Source organism: uncultured Chloroflexus sp. (genome assembly GCF_937951745.1).
In the GTDB taxonomy this organism is placed as follows: Bacteria; Chloroflexota; Chloroflexia; order Chloroflexales; family Chloroflexaceae; genus Chloroflexus.
The window spans coordinates 1-17,628 of sequence record NZ_CALFBQ010000047.1 but is presented as its reverse complement, the minus strand read 5'-3'; the positions used below and the strand labels follow the sequence as shown (position 1 = coordinate 17,628).

18 protein-coding genes are annotated in these 17,628 nt (G+C 58.4%); 9 read left to right on the top strand and 9 right to left on the bottom strand.

The annotated features are described in order from the left end of the window. Positions 1–154: 154 nt before the first annotated feature. From rfbC to Q1A59_RS11520, 4 genes are all read right to left on the bottom strand, one after another. Entirely contained in the window at positions 155–685 is a 531-nt protein-coding gene (rfbC, locus tag Q1A59_RS11535; RefSeq protein ID WP_299645001.1) for a dTDP-4-dehydrorhamnose 3,5-epimerase, read from the bottom strand. A gap of 32 nt (positions 686–717) precedes the next feature. Beyond that, positions 718–1,668 carry a UDP-glucuronic acid decarboxylase family protein gene (locus Q1A59_RS11530; RefSeq protein WP_298401583.1) on the bottom strand — a complete coding sequence of 317 codons (951 nt, stop codon included), beginning with the start codon at positions 1,666–1,668 and terminating at the stop codon, positions 718–720. Positions 1,669–1,752: 84 nt separating this feature from the next. Beyond that, the gene (locus tag Q1A59_RS11525; RefSeq protein ID WP_298401584.1) at positions 1,753–2,766 is read right to left on the bottom strand and encodes an NAD(P)-dependent oxidoreductase; all 1,014 of its coding nucleotides are present in this window, start codon (positions 2,764–2,766) and stop codon (positions 1,753–1,755) included. Beyond that, complete coding sequence (locus Q1A59_RS11520; protein ID WP_298401586.1) at positions 2,763–3,896, bottom strand: DegT/DnrJ/EryC1/StrS aminotransferase family protein; 1,134 nt, start codon at positions 3,894–3,896, stop codon at positions 2,763–2,765. Before Q1A59_RS11520 ends, Q1A59_RS11525 begins: the two co-directional genes overlap by 4 nt. Positions 3,897–4,043: 147 nt before the next feature. Here Q1A59_RS11520 and Q1A59_RS11515 point away from each other — a divergent pair, with 147 nt between their 5' ends. Next, positions 4,044–4,226, top strand: coding sequence for a Flp family type IVb pilin (locus Q1A59_RS11515; RefSeq protein WP_298490041.1), 183 nt, complete (start codon positions 4,044–4,046; stop codon positions 4,224–4,226). A gap of 76 nt (positions 4,227–4,302) precedes the next feature. Here the strand turns inward: Q1A59_RS11515 and Q1A59_RS11510 are convergent, their stop codons facing one another. Continuing rightward, positions 4,303–4,953 (bottom strand): Crp/Fnr family transcriptional regulator, encoded by a 651-nt coding sequence (locus tag Q1A59_RS11510; protein WP_366144831.1) that lies wholly within the window; start codon positions 4,951–4,953, stop codon positions 4,303–4,305. A gap of 69 nt (positions 4,954–5,022) precedes the next feature. Between Q1A59_RS11510 and Q1A59_RS11505 the strand changes: the two genes are divergently transcribed. After that, positions 5,023–5,787, top strand: coding sequence for an alpha/beta fold hydrolase (locus Q1A59_RS11505; RefSeq protein ID WP_298401590.1), 765 nt, complete (start codon positions 5,023–5,025; stop codon positions 5,785–5,787). Here the strand turns inward: Q1A59_RS11505 and Q1A59_RS11500 are convergent. From Q1A59_RS11500 to Q1A59_RS11490, 3 genes are all read right to left on the bottom strand, one after another. Further along, positions 5,761–7,065, bottom strand: coding sequence for a sorbosone dehydrogenase family protein (locus tag Q1A59_RS11500; RefSeq protein ID WP_299645000.1), 1,305 nt, complete (start codon positions 7,063–7,065; stop codon positions 5,761–5,763). The genes Q1A59_RS11505 and Q1A59_RS11500 overlap by 27 nt on opposite strands. 266 nt (positions 7,066–7,331) lie before the next feature. Next, positions 7,332–10,145: a helicase C-terminal domain-containing protein gene (locus tag Q1A59_RS11495; RefSeq protein ID WP_298401593.1), complete on the bottom strand. Its 2,814-nt coding sequence runs from the start codon at positions 10,143–10,145 to the stop codon at positions 7,332–7,334. Positions 10,146–10,210: 65 nt separating this feature from the next. Then, a complete protein-coding gene (locus tag Q1A59_RS11490; RefSeq protein WP_299644999.1) occupies positions 10,211–11,074 on the bottom strand; it encodes an alpha/beta fold hydrolase in 864 nt (287 codons plus the stop codon). 396 nt (positions 11,075–11,470) lie between these two features. On the opposite strand from Q1A59_RS11490, the gene Q1A59_RS11485 reads away from it, so the two are divergent. Together Q1A59_RS11485 and Q1A59_RS11480 are read left to right on the top strand one after the other, a co-directional pair. After that, positions 11,471–12,052 carry a PH domain-containing protein gene (locus tag Q1A59_RS11485; RefSeq protein WP_298401598.1) on the top strand — a complete coding sequence of 194 codons (582 nt, stop codon included), beginning with the start codon at positions 11,471–11,473 and terminating at the stop codon, positions 12,050–12,052. Continuing rightward, complete coding sequence (locus Q1A59_RS11480; RefSeq protein ID WP_298401600.1) at positions 12,042–12,632, top strand: hypothetical protein; 591 nt, start codon at positions 12,042–12,044, stop codon at positions 12,630–12,632. The genes Q1A59_RS11485 and Q1A59_RS11480 overlap by 11 nt, the downstream gene beginning before the upstream one ends. 48 nt (positions 12,633–12,680) lie before the next feature. On the opposite strand, the gene Q1A59_RS11475 is transcribed toward Q1A59_RS11480, so the two are convergent. After that, the gene (locus Q1A59_RS11475) at positions 12,681–13,817 is read right to left on the bottom strand and encodes a glycosyltransferase family 1 protein (RefSeq protein WP_298401602.1); all 1,137 of its coding nucleotides are present in this window, start codon (positions 13,815–13,817) and stop codon (positions 12,681–12,683) included. A gap of 261 nt (positions 13,818–14,078) precedes the next feature. Here Q1A59_RS11475 and Q1A59_RS11470 point away from each other — a divergent pair, with 261 nt between their 5' ends. From Q1A59_RS11470 to Q1A59_RS11450, 5 genes are all read left to right on the top strand, one after another. Further along, positions 14,079–14,384: a hypothetical protein gene (locus tag Q1A59_RS11470; protein WP_298401605.1), complete on the top strand. Its 306-nt coding sequence runs from the start codon at positions 14,079–14,081 to the stop codon at positions 14,382–14,384. Further along, the gene (locus tag Q1A59_RS11465) at positions 14,381–15,301 is read left to right on the top strand and encodes a cytochrome c biogenesis CcdA family protein (protein WP_298401608.1); all 921 of its coding nucleotides are present in this window, start codon (positions 14,381–14,383) and stop codon (positions 15,299–15,301) included. The genes Q1A59_RS11470 and Q1A59_RS11465 overlap by 4 nt, the downstream gene beginning before the upstream one ends. Before the next feature lie 6 nt (positions 15,302–15,307). Then, positions 15,308–15,730 carry an NUDIX hydrolase gene (locus tag Q1A59_RS11460; protein WP_298401610.1) on the top strand — a complete coding sequence of 141 codons (423 nt, stop codon included), beginning with the start codon at positions 15,308–15,310 and terminating at the stop codon, positions 15,728–15,730. Between the two features lie 227 nt (positions 15,731–15,957). Then, positions 15,958–17,355 carry a trigger factor gene (tig, locus tag Q1A59_RS11455; protein ID WP_299644998.1) on the top strand — a complete coding sequence of 466 codons (1,398 nt, stop codon included), beginning with the start codon at positions 15,958–15,960 and terminating at the stop codon, positions 17,353–17,355. A 49-nt stretch (positions 17,356–17,404) separates the two neighbouring features. Beyond that, positions 17,405–17,628 (top strand): ATP-dependent Clp protease proteolytic subunit (locus Q1A59_RS11450; RefSeq protein ID WP_367280898.1); only part of this gene is annotated, 224 nt, incomplete at its 3' end.

Sequence of the window (17,628 nt, the reverse complement as noted above, 5' to 3'; positions counted from 1 at the left end):
TCACTACTCTTTACGGGCGCGAGGAGCAAGTGGATGTATGGAACGGAGACAATTTCAACTATCCAGAGATAAACGATCACTCGCAACTTGTTTCCTAGCGATACCCAACAACCGGGGATAGTGTGCTATCCCCGGTTGAGTCCTGCTATCTCAGTTAGCCCGTAAAGGGTTGCCAACGCTTATCCTTCTCGCTCATCTCGGTGACCGGCAACGGCCAGATAATACCAAACGCCGGATCATTGTAGCGCACGCCGCCCTCGGCGCTTGGGGTGTAGTATTGCGACACCTGATAGAAGACCTCGGTGTCATCTTCGAGCGTTTGAAAGCCGTGAGCAAACCCTTCGGGGACGTACAGCGCCAACCGGTTAGCTGCCGTCAGCTTCACCCCAATCCAACGCTTGTAGGTGGGCGAATCGGGTCGCAAGTCGATAATCACATCGTAAATTGCGCCCCGAATACAGCGCACCAGCTTGGTTTCGGCGTAGGGTGCGTGCTGGAAATGCATGCCACGCAGGGTTCCCGCCACTCGGTTGTACGAAAGGTTCATCTGCACAACCCGATTGACCAACCCATGCTCGGCAAACTCGTTTTGAGCCCAAACGCGGGCAAAGAACCCGCGATTGTCTTCGTACAACTCTGGCTCGATGATGTACGCATCTTTCAGCTCAGTGGGCATAAACCGCATCGTCTCGCTCCTCTAACCATTGCTCACGCCGATTACAACTCGCCGCGGCGCTGCAACTCTTGGCGGAACCACGGGATTGTCTGTTCAAGACCTTCGCGCAGCGTCACCTTCGGTTCCCAGTTGAGGATCCGGCGCGCCTTGCTGATGTCGGGCTGGCGCACCTGCGGATCGTCTTTGGTGCGCAGGTCGCGGTAGGTCACACCGGCCTTATTGCCGGTAATCTCGTTCACGATCTGCGCAAATTCGGCGATAGTGAATTCGCCGGGATTCCCGATGTTGACCGGTTCGACCTCGTCGCTAAACAATAACCGGTAGACTCCCTCGACCAGATCAGAGACGTACTGGAATGAGCGGGTTTGGCTGCCGTCGCCGTAGATCGTCAGCGGCTCGCCGCGCAGCGCCTGCGCAATGAAGTTGGGTACCACTCGGCCATCGCGCAACCGCATGCGCGGGCCGTAAGTGTTGAAGATACGTACAATCCGCGTCTCGACACCGTGGTAGGTATGATAGGCCATTGTCATCGCTTCGGCAAAACGCTTGGCTTCATCATAGACGCCGCGCGGCCCAACCGGATTGACGTGGCCATAGTAGGTTTCCGGCTGTGGATGGACTTGTGGATCACCGTAGACCTCTGAGGTCGAGGCCAACAAGAAGCGCGCGCCCTTGGCTCGCGCTAAGCCCAACGCTTTGTGCGTGCCTAGAGCGCCTACCTTGAGCGTCTGGATCGGTAATTCGAGATAATCAATCGGCGACGCCGGCGAGGCAAAGTGGAGGATAGCATCAATAGGCCCTTCGATGTAAATATAGTTGGTGACGTCGTGATGAATGAAGAGGAAGCGGGGATGACCAGCCAAATGAGCAATATTGTCGGTGTTGCCGGTGATCAAATTATCCATCGCGATCACCGTATGACCTTCGGCCAAAAAGCGATCACACAGGTGCGATCCCAGAAACCCTGCCCCGCCAGTAATAAGCACGCGCATAACTGAAGTTCTCCTTAGTATCGCTATCAGTGGGTATTGTAGCCGTTTATCGTGAAGGTCTGATGAACATCCGGCTGTTAGTTATTAACATCTTGCATCAGATGAATCCCAGTAGTATTGGCGGTGCTCGCGATAGAAGGCAATGGTTCGCGCCAAGCCAGTGCGGAGATCAATGCGCGGCTGCCAGCCAAGCATGCTCCGAATGCGGCGATCATCGGCGTAGTAGTCACCAATATCGATCGGTTTGCGATCGTCCGGGTAAGGAATGATCTCAAAACTGCCACCGCCCGCCACTTCGACCATTAGCGCTGCCAGATCGCGCAGGTTGATCACCTCAAGACCGCCTAGATTGAAAATCTGTCCGGCGGCTGCCGGATGGACGGCAGCCAGCAACATCGCCTCTACACAATCATCCACATAGGTAAAATCGCGCAATTGCATACCGTCGCCCCACACCTGTATCGGTTTTCCTTCGATAACATTCTTGATCCAAATGCCAAGAAAGGTTTGGCGTGCATCTTTCACCCGCATACGCGGGCCGTAGGTGTTGGTCAGGCGCAAGGCGCAGGCGCGAATGCCGTAGACATTATTGTAGAGAATGTGGTACCACTCGCCGGCCATCTTGTTGATCCCATTGACATCCACCGGATGGAGCAGATGGCGTTCATCGACCGGCAGATAGTCGGGTTTGCCGTAGATCTGGCGGGTGGAAGCATATACAATCGTAATCCGTGGATTGTTTTTGCGGCAAGCTTCGAGAATCGAAAGTTGCGCTCGGCAATTGATATCAAGATCGATATACGGGTTGCGCATTGAGTCGAGATGACTGGTCTGGCCGGCCAGATTAAAGAGAAAATCGTGCCCCTGCACCAGATAATCCATCGAGTATTCATCGCGCACATCGGCAATATTTACCCGCACCTGATCCTCGATCCCGGCGATATTGTAGAGATTACCACCGTATTCCGGGATCAGTGAGTCGACTAGTGTCACCTTAGCGCCTAGATCAACCAAGCGATGGGCTAAATTTGAACCAATAAACCCTAGCCCACCGGTAATTAACACCTGTGAGCCGGCAAATATCGTGCGATCAATCATACGAACCCCATGCGTATCGTTTCGGCGACTGTCATCACGTCGTCATAGCTCAATTCCGGATACATTGGCAGCGACAGAATCCGCCCGGCCAAATCCTCAGTGACCGGCAAACTGCCCGAATGATAGCCAAGATCGGCATAGGCCGGTTGTAGATGGGTTGGCGCCGGATAATGAACATCACATCCAATCCCGTGCGCTAGCAGGTGTTCGCGCAAGCGATCGCGGGTCGCCCGGTCAGCAAGCGTGATCACGTAGAGATGATAGACGTGGCCCGGTTCATCAACTGGCAAGCCAACCGGTAAATCAGCTAGCGCGGCGGCGTACCAACTAGCCCGTTCGCGCCGCGCGGCATTGGCAGCGGCAAGGCGAGGCAACTTCACCCGTAGCAACGCCGCTTGCAGTTCATCAAGCCGCGAGTTGCGCCCGCCGGCTTCCGTCGTGTAATACTTACGTTCCCAGCCGTACATCCGCAGGCGGCGCAGCCGTTCGGCCAATTCAGGATTATTTGTCACAACCGCGCCGCCATCACCCAATGCACCGAGATTCTTGCTGGGGTAGAAGCTAAACGCAGCCAAATGCCCCCACTGCCCGGCCATGCGCGGCGCGGCGCCGGCATCGAGCCGCCATGCGCCGTGTGCCTGCGCCGCGTCTTCAATCACCGTCAGCCCATACTGTTCGGCCACTGCCATAATTGCCGCCATATCGGCCAGCCGCCCAAACAAATGTACTGGGATGACTGCCTTGGTTCGCGGGGTGATCGCTGCCGCCAATGCCGCCGGATCCATGGTTTGCGTCACCGGATCGATCTCCACTAACACTGGCCGCGCGCCGGCTTGGAGGATCGCCGCGACATCATACATACAAGCGTTCGCCACCGTGATGACCTCGTCACCCGGCCCGACTCCGGCCGCGGCTAACGCTAAATAGAGCGCTTCGGCGCCGCTGGCGACACCTACACAGTGCTCAACACCGCACAACGTGGCGAATTCGCGCTCGAAACCGGCCACTTCAGCGCCCAAGATATACCAGCCGCTCGCAATTACCCGCTCGGCAGCAGCAAGCAATTCGGCTTGCAAGGCTTGATGACTGCGCTGCAAATTGCCAAACGGCACCCGCCATGTGATGGTCATTCCGTTACTCCTACACTATTGTTACGTGCTGCAATTGGCAATGAGGGTTGGTACCACGGCGTAATAGTACCTGATCCTTGTTGCATGACGCCATTTTTCACGGTACAGTAGATCCATACAATCCAAACAGAAAGGAGGTGAAGGCTCATGTTCTTGAATCAATGGCAGAAAACGATCATCGTTGCGCAATTGTACCGTGAGCGCGGGCAAGGGTTAGCCGAATACGAGTTGATTATTACCTTAATTGCACTAGTTTGTGTGTTAGCGATTAGCGCTATCGGCGGATCCTTGTCTGACATGATCACTACGGTGGCGGCCATTTTCCAATAAGTATTAGTGTGGAATTCATTGTAATGAGGTCTCAAGGCACCAAGATATCAATGTTGATTATCTTCGCGCCTTGAGATTATTCTTCCGCCACCTTAGCCAATCGTGCCCGATCAAGCACAATCACCCGCCCCCGCTCCAACTTCACTAACCGCTCTTCAGCCATCTGGCGTAACGCTCGCCCGGCGATCTCGCGCACGGTACCGGTGCGCTCGGCTAACTCTTGATGGGTCATTTCGGCAGCCCCACCTGCGGCCTCAGCCAACAATAGCCGTGCTAAGCGCGCCCGCACCGAACGAAAGGCGAGGTCTTCAACCAGCGTTACTAATTCGCGTAATTGGCCGGCCAAGTCCGAGAGCGCGGCCAGTGCCAGATCAGGATGTTTGCGGATTAGTGCCAGCAGATCGTCGCGGGCTAACAACAAACAGGTCACATGGCTCATAGCCCGTGCTGTTGCCGGGCTCAGGCCACCGTCAAAGATCGGCACCGCATTGAAATACTCGCCCGGCCCTGCCATGGCCAGCACTTGCTCGCGGCCATCAGGCGCCGTGCGCGAGAGACGCACCCGCCCGCGCACCACAAAAAAGATGGCATGCGCCGGCTGATCTTCGTGTATGATATGTTGGCCGGGCCGGTAGTGGCAGATATGGACGCGCCGCGCCGTGTCGGCCAGTGTTGTTTCATCAAGGCTGGCAAATAATGGAATGGCGCGCAGGTCTTCAATCGTCATTGCGCTGCTCTCAATCTTCGATCGTCGTTGGATCCGGCATTGTTTCTCATCACCATTATAGAGACTTTTATGCTGCACCATGTTATGCTCCACGATGGCGCTCGTTTGGCGTATCACGATCTCGGCAGCGGTCTGCCGTTACTGCTCATCCACGGCTTCACCGGCACGGCTCGCTCGCACATGGGGTTGCTGATCGATGACCTCAGTCGTGATTACCGCGTGATTGCGCCCGATTTGCGTGGCTATGGCGCCAGCCGCCCACCCAATCGCACCTTCCCACCCGATTTTTACCAGCGCGATGCCGCCGATCTGGCCGAACTGCTCGGTATCATTCAGCCGGGGCCGGTGGTGGCGCTGGGGTTTAGCGATGGCGCTGAGAGCGCGTTGGTGCTGGCAGCACGCCGGCCTGATTTGCTGCGTGGCGTCGTGGCGTGGGGTGTAGCTGGCGTGATGAGCCAAGCAATGGTTGATGCTGTGCAAGATTGGTTGCCGGTGTCAGCATGGGATGAACAGCGCGCCGCTTGGCGGCAAGAGATTATCAAGCTGCATGGACGCGAGCAGCTCGAACCGATGATCGAAGGCTGGGTGCGAGCAGCGGAGGCGATCGTCGCTGCTGGCGGTGATATTTGCTTACGCGAAGCACCGCAGATCCGTTGCCCCGCGTTGTTGATCAACGGCGATGGCGAGCGGAATAATTTGCCGGAAGATGTGCGCCGGCTGGCCGCCGCTATTCCTAATTGCCGCCTTGAGTTTGTCGCCAATAGCGGCCATAGTATTCAAGATGACCGACCAGCGGTGTTGATCCAGTTAATCCGGCAGTTTTTGACCGGCTAACCGGTAGACGCCACCCGCCCGATCTAGCAGATAGATCTCACCCTCCTCATCAACGCCAAACGAGGTGGTCTGAATGTTGAGCCGCGCCACGAGCGCGTGCTGCCATTCACCGGCATTCGCCCACAAGGCCCATAAATTGCCGGTGCAGAAGTCGGCGTAGAAATAGACGCCAACCAGCGCCGGCTGGCGCGTGCCGCGATAGACCTCGCCACCAGTCACCGAACAACCGCCGGTGGCGTTGTCGTGGCCATACACTGCTACCGGCAGCATTAACCCGCTCGGATCACAATTGGTTGGCCGGTAGCATTGATTGCCTTCCATCAAGCGCCAGCCGTAATTGAGACCGGCAGCGTTTACTGGTGCAACATTCACCTCTTCCCACGCATTTTGGCCCACGTCGGCAATGAAGAGCAGACCGGCGACCGGATCAAAGGCAAAACGCCATGGGTTGCGCAAACCGTAGGCCCAGATCTCTGGCAGTGCGCCGGTACGGTTGAGGAAGGGGTTATCGGGGGGAATGGCGTATGGCTGGCCGTTATCTATATCAATCCGCAAGAGTTTGCCCAAGAGCGTATCGAGCCGCTGCCCGGCATCGAGCGGGTCACCGGCGCTGCCGCCGTCGCCAGTGCCGATGTAGAGGTGGCCGTCAGGGCCAAACAGCAACAGACCGCCATTGTGATTCGCCGCTGGCTGCGCAATTCGCAACAGCACACGCGCGCTGGCTGGATCGGCTCGGTTCGGATCGGCGCTGACCCGATATTCGGCCACCACCGTATCGCCGCCGGTATCGGTATAGTTGACAAAGAACCGGCTATTGGCGGCAAACTGCGGGTGGAAGGCGATACTGAGCAAGCCCTGCTCGTTACCGCGCGATCCAACTAGGGCGCGAAGATCGAGAAACGGTTCGTCCAGCCGCTGCCCATCACGGAGTATCCATACTCGTCCTGCCTGTTCAACCACAAACAGACGCCCACTACCATCACCGGCATGGGTCAGATGAGTGGGTCGGTTAAAGCCGTCGGCAATCTGTTCGAGCGTGTAAGTCAGGCGAGTCGGGTCAACCACTGCTGCTGGCGTAGTTGGCAATGGTGACGGCGCTGAGCTGGCCGGCGCAGTGGCCAGCACCGTCGTGGGTCGGGTCGTTGGCGTGATTGGTTCCGGCGTGATGATAGGCACCGTGGGGGGCAACGGTGGTTGCGCAGCCGGATTGCCAGTTGCGCTGGCGCAAGCCGTCAAACTTACCAAACCGATCAAGACGATCCATATCCACTGCGGCATGAGATTCCTGTCTAGTGTGGTGATTGAGAGCAGCATCGCCACAACATGCATAGCGCTTGCTACCTTATTCTTACCACACCTGACCGGTGGTGCGCTACCTCGTGCAAATCATTGGCTATTGAACGGGCGTAGGTGCGGCAATGAAGCCAAGGCGCAAAGGGTATTAACGCCAAGCCACCGGCGAGCCGGACGGCTGTCCGGCTCCGCAGAGGATGCACAGCGGTTTGAAATCCTCTGCGTCCTCGGCGGTACACAAGGTAAACAACCTACGACCCGCCATTCTTCGCCTGCAAGAAGCGCGTTATCAACCCCGGCAGATTGGCCAGCGGCCCAGTGCGCACCCGCGTGTGCGGCAGCGAGTCGAGGAATTGCTGACCGTACTTCTTGGTCAGCAACCGGCGATCGAGCACCACCACAATCCCGCGATCGTCACGCGACCGGATCAAGCGGCCAAAGCCTTGCTTAAAGCGCAGAATACTCTGTGGGACGCTGTACTCGCTGAAGGGGTCGGCGAATTGCTCGCTGCGCGCCGCTACAATCGGGTCGGTCGGCACGGCAAAGGGTAGTTTGGTGATTACCAACACCGACAACGCATCGCCTACCACATCCACCCCTTCCCAGAAGCTGTTGGTGCCGAGCAAGACCGAGCGGGGAAACTCCTTCAGCCGGTCAACGAGCGCCCGCCGCGAACCATCAATCCCCTGTGCCATTACGCCGATCCCGTGATCTTCAAGTGTCTCTTGAATTGCGGCGTAGGTCTGGCGTAGCGCATTCGAGGCGGTAAACAGCGCCAGCATCCGCCCACCGGAAGCCAGCGCCAGATCGATGATCGCCCGTTCGATCATCTGCTGATAGCCCCGTTGGTTGGGTTCGGGAATATCGTTAGGAATGTAGACCAACGCCTGCTGCTCGTAATCGAACGGCGAATCGAGCATCAGCTCATTGCTCTCAGCGAGACCGATCCGGTTCTTGACAAACGCAAAATCGCCGGCGATGCTCAAGGTTGCCGAAGCGAGAACACTGGTCTGTTTCTGAGTAAAGAGCTGGCTATGCAAGATTTCGGCCACGCTCAGCGGCGCGGCGGTTAAGGTGAGCGTATCGCGCTGGCGGTCATACGTCAACCAACAGATACTGTCGTCGTCGCCGAAGATCACGTGACCGCTACGCACGCGGGCATCGGTCGCAAACCGGCGCAACACCTCGGTGCGCACCAACACATCGTCAAGCTCGCCGCTCGTCTCATTCAGCTCGCGCACCTGATCTTCGATCACGGCTAGCTCGTTGCCGATTGCCGCCAGCATATCGCTCAGGTTCTGCCATGCCTGCTCGATTGCTTGCCATTCGGGCTGCTGTCGCACCTTCTTGGTCAAACGCAACCGCGGGTCGTACTGGCCACCCGATTCGGTATCGAACTGGACAAAGCGGGTAAGCAGGTTAAAGCACTCGTACACCGCTGTGCGGGCGCGGATCAACGTTGGGCGCACGCGCTCAATCGCCGCCGCAATCCGCTCGCCAGCCGCACCCCCACCCCCCAACTCGGTCAAGACAACCGGCAACTCACTGAGCAAGCCGCTCACCACCTGCGCGCCGCCGGTCTGGAACAGATCGTCGAGAAACTCGAGCAAGCCGGCTTGATCGAGATTAAAACTAAGCTGCTCGGTGGCGACATCCTCTAAATTGTGTGCCTCGTCAATCACCAGATGGTCGTAGGGCGGCAAAACTTGCGAAGCGGCGGCCAGATCCGCGATCAGCAAGGCATGGTTCACCACCACCACATGAGCCGCCTCGGCAGCGCGGCGGGCGCGGAAGAAGTAACACTCGCGGAAATGAGGGCAACGCGCACCGGTGCAGGTCTCCGCCGAAACATTTACTTTATTCCAAGCCGCCTGTTCGCGATCGATTAGGGGCAGCTCGGTGCGATCGCCGCTAGCGGTCGTCGGCAGCCAGAGTTGAATCTTGAGCAGCGCACGCACCTCTTCGATCGCCAGATGTTCGCTGCGGCGCAGCTCGTGATACCGCTTGAGACAGAGATAGTTGCTGCGCCCCTTCAGCAGCGCCGCCCGAAAGGCGGGCAAGCCGGCAGCGGCAAAAATGCGCTGCAAATCGGGAATATCTTTGTTGTAGAGCTGATCTTGCAGGTTGATCGTGTTGGTCGAAATGACGACCCGCTCGCCGCGTTGCACCGCGTAGATTGTCGCCGGCACCAGATATGCCATACTCTTGCCGGTGCCAGTGCCAGCCTCAACGATCAGCGGCTCGCTCTGATTAAACGCCTTCGCCACGGCACGTGCCATCTCAACCTGCGGCGGGCGCGGTTCGTAACCGGGAAACGCGCGGCCAAAGGGGCCATCGGGGCTGAAAAATGCGCCAATCGCCTCAAGGTCGAGCGGGCGGGTATCGCCGGTCGGGCGCAACGGCGGTAGCTCAGGCCCGAGCGCCTCTGCCGGTTCGGACGGAGTGGCAATCGGCTCATGAAACGCATTGCGTGCCTTCTGGCGCAACGCCTCTTCAAACAGATCGCGCAACGGTAAACCAATCTTGCCCATCAACCGCACCATCTCGCCCAACGTCGCCAAATCGAGCTGCAACATTCGCTCGGTCAACTTGGCGAAGAGCTGCGCTGTCACCTCGGCGTCGTTGAGGGCGCGATGAGCGTCGGGATGGGGAATGCCGAGCCGAGCAGCCAGCGCCGACAGTTTATAGCTCGTCGCCTGCGGAAAGAGTAGGGTGGCCAGATCAAAGGTATCGTACACTGGCTGGTTAAAATTCATGCCCTGCGCCCGCAACATTGTCAGATCGAAGCTGATCGAATGGCCGACAATCGGGCGATTACCGATAAAGCGGGCCAATTCGGCGCCGATCTCGTTAAAGCGAGGCGCTTTCGCCAGCGCCACCGGATCGATCCCGGTCAGGCGGGTAATCTTCAGCGGCACCGATTGGCGCGGGCGCACCAACCGCTCGAAGCGGTCGAGAATCTCACGCCCGCGAAACGTAACCGCAGCGACCTCGATAATCTCATCGAGGCCGCTCTGCAAGCCAGTCGTTTCAACATCGATCGCAACGTAAATGCGGTTATTCATGGGTACATCGCTCGTCTGCCGGGCAGATGGTTGCCGGTCGGTTTAGAGCAATTGTACCACGAGGGTCACGATAACGCTAAAAACGGCCTAACCTGCGCCATAAACGCTTCTGGTTGCTCGTCTTGCACCAGCAGGCTGGCTTGATTGATCGTGACCACCTTGGTCGCCACGCGCACGCGCACAAAATTGCTAGCTAAAGCCGGTGGGCTGGTCTTGGCGTCGCTCCCCCACACCACCAGCGTGGGTTGCGGCAATGTTGCGAAGGTTGGCCTAATATCGCAATTGAGCAAACCGCTGAGGAAGCAGATCGGCGCATAGTACGCGCCGGGACGGTGGCACGTTTGGTAAAAGACCTCTAGCCGGTCAGGAGTAATGCTAGCCGGGTTAGCGTAAGCTTGGCTGGCAAGGAAGAGACGAATGCTGGCGCGCGTGGTGAGCACCTCGTAGAATGCCCGCCCGAACGGGCTGCGCAACAATTGGTAGACCGTGTACGCCGCGATGCCGGGGCCGCGATCAAGCTGGCCAATTCCGGTTGGGCAAATCAGTACCAGCCGGCTCACCAACTGGGGCCGGCGAGCGGCGGCTAACACCGCATAGGCTGCCCCGAGCGAACTGGCCACCAGCGCCGTTGGTTCGCCGATCCGGTCAAGCATCGCCGTGATCAGATCGACATAAATCGCAGCGCGGTAACGCCACGGCGGGCGGCTCGAATTGCCATACCCGATAAGATCGAGCGTATGCACGGTAAACTGCTGGCTCAACCGCTGAAACGGCTCGCGCATCTCGAACGCCGATGCCGCCGCGTTGATGCTATGGATCAGCAGCACTGGCCGGCCAGCGCCCGCTTGATACGTAGCAATCCGTTGATCGCGCCAGCCGACGTAGGTGGGAGCCACCGGTAACAGGGGTAACTCCGATTCTTGCGTCATAGAGCATCTTCCTGTCTGTTGGCTGCCGGTAGGCAAGAGTGTAGATCCCGCTGCTATTATGCGCTGAAATCGAATGAAATGCAAGGATATGTTTTATATGCAAAGACTGCACAGAAAGAAAAGGCGGGGTATAATGCGGAGAGAGGTTGCGATGGAAACAGTGCATATCTTCATTGGTGACATACGTTGTGAGCAGCAATTCGGCGCTTCTCCTTATCGAAGGGTAGCGTTGTGGGCAACTGTTATGCAGGCGAGCGGCCGCAATGCAAGGCGCAGGCCATTCCCGCGAGTGAGTCGCCCGCGCACCCACCGGCCTGAAGCGCGGGCCGCTGGAACGCCTATCGAAGAGCTATTCGTAAACGCAGTTCATAAACGAGTAAGATAAGGATTCGGTGTATGTCTTCGCCCACGCGCTTCGCGTCAGCGCCGCTCGACTCGTATGCCGTCAAAGTTACCTACAGTCTCGCGTATGTAGGCGGCTTGCTGGTATTGCCGCAATTTTTCGCGTATCTCGCCAATCTACGCTGGAATGGCTTGCAGGTCCCGCTGGGATTAGCGGCGGCGCTGGCCTTGTTTCTCTTGCTGAGTTACGCCTTTCAACCCAAAGCGTACCGGATCGACCCCGATGCGCTGGTGATTGAGCGGCGCTGGGCGCCGGCGGTACGCATCCGGTTTGATCAGATCAGTGGCGTGTCGCCGGCCACCGCTCTGGCCGATATGCCACGGTTTGGGTTGCGCTTCGCTTTCAACGCCGGCGTATTCGGTTATCAGGGGCCGTTTCACCTTGCCCCCTATGGCCGCGTGACGCTCTTTGCCACCAACCGGCAACGGCTTGTCGCCATTTCCCGATACGATGCTTCCGTCGTGATCATCAGCCCTGACCGGCCCCGCGATTTTATCACTGCCCTCAATGAGCAACGGCTCGCTTCGGCCACCAAACGCTTACAAGAGTTGGCGGAGGTGAGTAATGCGCTTTAGCGCTCTGAGCCAACTCCATCTGCGTTGCCGCTACGAGCAATTCATTCCCGGCGCGCTGCACCCCGATGGCCGGCGGTATTTGCCGCAGGTAATAATGACGCCGCTGGACGCCGGGCCTGACACTGCGCCAGATACCAAACTGTGGCTGGTTGATCGCCATCACCGTGTCGATCCGGAGCTCGCAGGTCAAGTGATCATTGCCCGCCTGCTCTGCGCGCTAAGCACGGTACAATTGCAAAACCCGCCGTTTCGCGCCGGTTTCACGTCGCTAACATCCATCACACCGGCGACCCCTTTAAGCGAGCCTATCGTCTATGGCCGGGTAGCGGCAATTTTGACGTGGGAAGTAGAGCGCGAGCATCTCCCCTTCGAGACGCTCTACACTGAATTGGTGATTGCATTGGCTGACGAGGCGACCATCGGCTTGCGGACGACGTTAAGTGCACCACGCATCGCCGATCATATCGGACGCGATCACCTTGCACTTGGTGATTGGATTGAGGTACGCCGGTCACGGATCGATATCTTGGCGTTAGAACCATTCAACGTCGCCACTTCCCCTCCGCGCGTGGCACAATAGGGGCACCTATTAGTGTCCCCCTATGGGATAATCGCGACCACTTCCCCACTAGATTGCTGCGTGCGCTATCCCACGCCGGCGCCGCATCGCATAGCCGTAATACCCCATCAACTCTTCCATCACGCTCGGCCATGACCGGCGCTCGGCGGCGGCCCGGCCAGCCAACCCTTGCGCCATCCGGCGGGTGTCATCGGCAAGCAGCTCGCGCAGGCGAGCGCGCAAATCAGTGGCAACGCCGGGGGTGAAGAGGAAACCGTTCTGGCCGTGCTGTACGAGATCAATCGCACCGCCGGCTCGCGCCGCCACCACCGGCAGCGCCGAAGCCAGCGCCTCTTGAATGACCTGACCGAAGGTGTCGGTATCGGACGGGAAGACGAAAGCATCAGCGCTGGCATACGCCGCCGCTAGTGCCTCTCCCTTCAGATAACCGGTAAAATGCACCGGCAAGCCAGCGCAGCGTCGCTGCAATTCGGGTCGGAAGGGGCCATCGCCGACAATCACCAGCCGCGTATTGGGCAGGCCGCGAATCGCTTCAGGTAGTAATTCGACTCGCTTTTCGGCGGCGACGCGGCCAACGTACAGCACAATCCGCTCACCGGGTTGCGCCCCGACCGCTGCACGCCATGCCTCACTACGATAGCGGGGATGGAACCGCTCGACATCAACCCCACGCCCCCAAATCCGTAAGCGGCGAAAGCCGGCTGCGCGAAGAACGCGCAACGTAAAGCTCGACGGGCAGAGGTTGATCCGACAGCGGTTGTGGATCCAGCGCAGCCACGCATTGACGCCATGCTGCAAAAAGCCGAAGCCGTAGTGCCGGCTATACGCGCCGAAGTCGGTATGATACGAGGCGATCAGTGGCAAACCGAGGCGACGCACAATGCCGGGCACAATTGCCCCCAACACCACCGGCCCTACCAGATGCACCACATCGGGCTGAAAACTGCGCAGGCGGGCCGTCAAGCCGGGTTGGGGCGGGGTCAATTTTACTTCAGGATACATCGGCAATGGCATCCCGCTTAACGGCACAATTTCAGCGCCAGCATAGCTCGCTGGCGCACCCTGCGGCGCAAACAGTATCGCCTCATGACCAGCGCGCTGCAAATGTTCCAGCAGTCGGCAGAGGGTAGTCGTCACGCCATTCACGTCAGGCAGAAACGTTTCCGCAATCAGTGCCACACGCATGGCATCAGCTCCAGACGAAGAGCGGACATCCTACAATATTGCCGACATAATACAATGCGGGTGTTAAGTCGGTATGCGCTCAGTGTTAAGCGTGCGCTAACCGCCGGCTAAATCTCGCGCAGAGATAGCTATCCATGCCATCACCGTTACGATAACCCGGTATAATAGTAAGGGCGAGACACTGCTCGCCCCCAGAACGAACACACAACCGGCGAGACACCCCTCGCTCCTTAGTACACATATATCGGAGGACGCATCACTATGGCCGACGCGATGGCGGCTAGCCGTGACGCTTGCCACCAACGACTGGCAACGATCTTTCCTGCCGGGGCGCTGGTCTGGATTGAAGCCGAAGAATATGATGCCGACGGCATGTTCTGGCGTGTAACCTTGCTCTCCCGGAATACATCTGGTCAATGGGAACGCCAGCGTTACCGTTACGATATACCAACCGAAGTTGTCTTCTTTATGGGTTCGACACCAATCAGCGATGAGGAAGCAGCTCGCATTCGGCGCGCAGCGCCGCGGCTGCCCACCGGTCGCTCCCTGCAAGCGAGGGCCGTATGACCTTACAACCAATCGACTCACCGCGCCGGTTTGGCAAGCGCAGCCTGATCGCGCTAGCAGTGCTGGGAATGTTGCTCTTGCTCATTTTGCTGGCGCTGAGCATAGATGCCGGCGAACAGACCCGGTTCCTCACCGGCGGCGGCAGTGTGCTGGTGCTGGCGCTGCCTGCCTTTCTGGCCGGCGTGCTCAGCTTTCTCTCGCCATGTACGTTGCCCATCTTGCCGGCGTACTTCGCATTCACCTTTCAGGCCAGCGGCCACGGGCGAGCACGGGTCGCCACGATGGGCATCGCCTTCTTCCTCGGCCTCGCCACCACTATGACCTTGCTCGGTGCCAGCGCTACCGCCCTCAGCGGCTTGCTCTTCGCCAACCGCAGCGCCCTAACGTTCTGGGGAGGCCTGATAATCATCGGCTTCGGCTTCATGGGTATGCTCGGCAAAGGCTTCGCCGGCCCGCAATTGCAAGAGCGTCCGGCTGCCACCTTCGCCGGTTCGTATCTCTATGGCGCTACTTTTGCCCTTGGCTGGACGGCATGCGTCGGGCCGATTTTGGGCGCCTTGTTGACCTTGCTCGCTGCCACTAGTGACGTTGCCATCTTGCAAGGGGCTGTGCTGGCGTTTATCTACTCGCTGGGGCTAGGGCTGCCGCTCATTCTGATTGCCACCTTCTTTCAGCGGCTCGGCACCGGTTCGCGTGCATGGCAATTCCTGCGCGGGCGCGGTTTCACGGTCAACGTCTTTGGACGCGAACTCTTCTTGCATACGACCAGCCTGCTCAGTGGAGCACTGATGGTCGTCATGGGCCTGCTCTTGGCGACTGGGCGGCTAGAGTGGATTTCGCACCAAGCGAATGCCACCCCCATGGCGCAGTGGTGGGTCGAAATTGAAGCAGCGATTGGCCGGCTATTTGGGCTCTGAGGACGTATGACGGATACACCCATTCGCGCTGCCGGTTGTATTGTGCTGGCCCGTGATGAAACGGGCCGGCATCTTGTCTTATTGATTCAAGATCAGCAAGGGGTCTGGACATTACCAAAAGGCCATGTTGATGATGGTGAGAGTGATGAAGCGGCGGCAGTGCGAGAAGTGGCTGAGGAGACGGGGGTGACTTGTACACTCGCCGAACGGCTCGATCAGGTGACGTACCCAGTGTACCGGCGCGGGCGCTGGCGTGATAAGCAAGTTACCTTTTTTCTGGCTAGTGCTGCTCCTGAACCACCAACACCGGCGCTAGCCGAAGGGATTCGTGCCGCAGCATGGGTGCCGCTTAACGACGCCATCCGCCAGATTGGGTATCGCCAATTGCGCGTGTTGCTCCAGCGCGTGGCACGCCGGCTAGGGCAGTGATGGGGGAGTGGAGCATAAGGAGTGGCGTATGCATCCGAGTGAAACGACCATCGCTGGCAACCGATGAGCGATGGCGCGCTGCGAAACCATCCCACCCCCTAGACTTCTCGCATCCCACAAGCAGACATGCTATAATGCAACATACGGCGCGCCAGCATGCCAGCGCTCAACGTTGAGTGCCAGCGCCTTGATCGTTGCGCAAAGCGAATTGTGTTAAGGATACCACCGTGAAAGTTACGACCGAAAAACTGCCAAAGAGTCTCATCTCATTGCAGATTGAAATCGACCGAGATCAGTTCGAGCGCGGCCTCGAGCAGGCGGCGCGCCGTCTGTCGCAGAAGTTTCCCATTCACGGCTTCCGTCCCGGCAAAGCGCCTCGCTTTATTATTGAACGCACCTTCGGGCGCGCGGCGCTGATCGAAGAGGCAACCGAGGATCTCATCAATAATGCCTATAAGAAGGCCATCCAGCAAGAGCAGATCGAAGTGATCGGCCCGCCGGCCCTCGAACGGATCGACTCGCTGGAGCCGTTTATCTTTACGGTCAAAGTGCCGGTGCCGCCGACGGTCACACTCGCCGATTACCGCAGCATCCGTGTGCCGCTGAACGTCGAACCGGTGACCGATCAGATGGTCGAGCTTGAGCTTGAACGCATGCGCGAAGAACACGTCATCTTGCAAGAGCTTGACGAGCCGCGTCCAGCCCAGCAGGGTGACCGGCTGCGCGTGCTGCTCAGTACTAAGGTCGAGGGCGACGAGGATGAGGCCGAGGCCAGCGACGAATCCGAAGCTGAGCCAGAGGCTTCCGGCTCGGAAGAGCAGCTTGATCTCGAGCCGAACCGGCTGGTGGATGAGCTGTATCAAGGGCTGATCGGCATGAACGTTGGCGAGAAGAAAGAGATTGTCGCGACGATGCCCGACGATCATGCCGAAGAGTCGATCCGCGGCAAGAAGGTGACGTTCAAGGTTGAAGTGTTGGGTATTCAACGCCGGATCGTGCCGGCATGGGAAGAGCTGCCGGGGCTGGTGAATTTCACCGGTACGCTCGACGAGCTGAAGGCCAAGGTGCGGGCTGATCTCGAAGAGGCCAAGCGCCGCCGTGCCGAGCAAGCGTTGCTCAACGCCTACCTTGAGCAATTGGTCGAGCAGACCACCTTCGATATTCCCGATGTGATGATCCGCGATCTGGCGCACTCGATGCTGCACGACCAAGAGCAGCAGTATGCGCGCTACGGCATCACCCTCGAGCAGGTGTTGCAGTATCGCGGCATTACTCACGATCAGGCGGTTGATGAACTACTGCCCGAAGCCGAACGGCAGACTAAGGTGACGCTGGCGCTCAGCGAAGTGATTAAGCAGGAAGGGTTGACCGTCACCGACGACGAGATCGCAGCCGAGATCGAGCGCATTCTGGCCGACTATGAGGAAGAGCGGCGACCTCAACTCAGAGAGATGCTCAACACCCAAATGCGCTCCTCGGTAGCGAATGTGGTGCTTGATAAGAAACTTCGCGCTCGCCTCGCCGAGATTGCCCGCGGCGAATCGAGTGCAGCTCCGGACGCAGAACCGGCCTCTGAAACGACTGCAACGGAAGATCAATCCAGCCGTGCAATAACTGAATCGTGAGGAGTACCGTATGAATTGGTCAACACGCTACAGTCATGATTGGCGTAGCATGCCCAGCCCAGAGTGGCTCTCGCAACGGCCGGAATTGCTGATTCCGATGGTAGTCGAGAGCACGAGCCGCGGCGAACGCGCCTTTGATATCTATTCGCGCTTGTTAAAAGAGCGGATTGTGATTTTGGGCACACCAATTGACGATCAGATCGCTAATCTGATCGTCGCCCAGTTGCTCTTCCTTGAGAGCGAAGATCCCGATCGCGACATTTGGCTTTACAT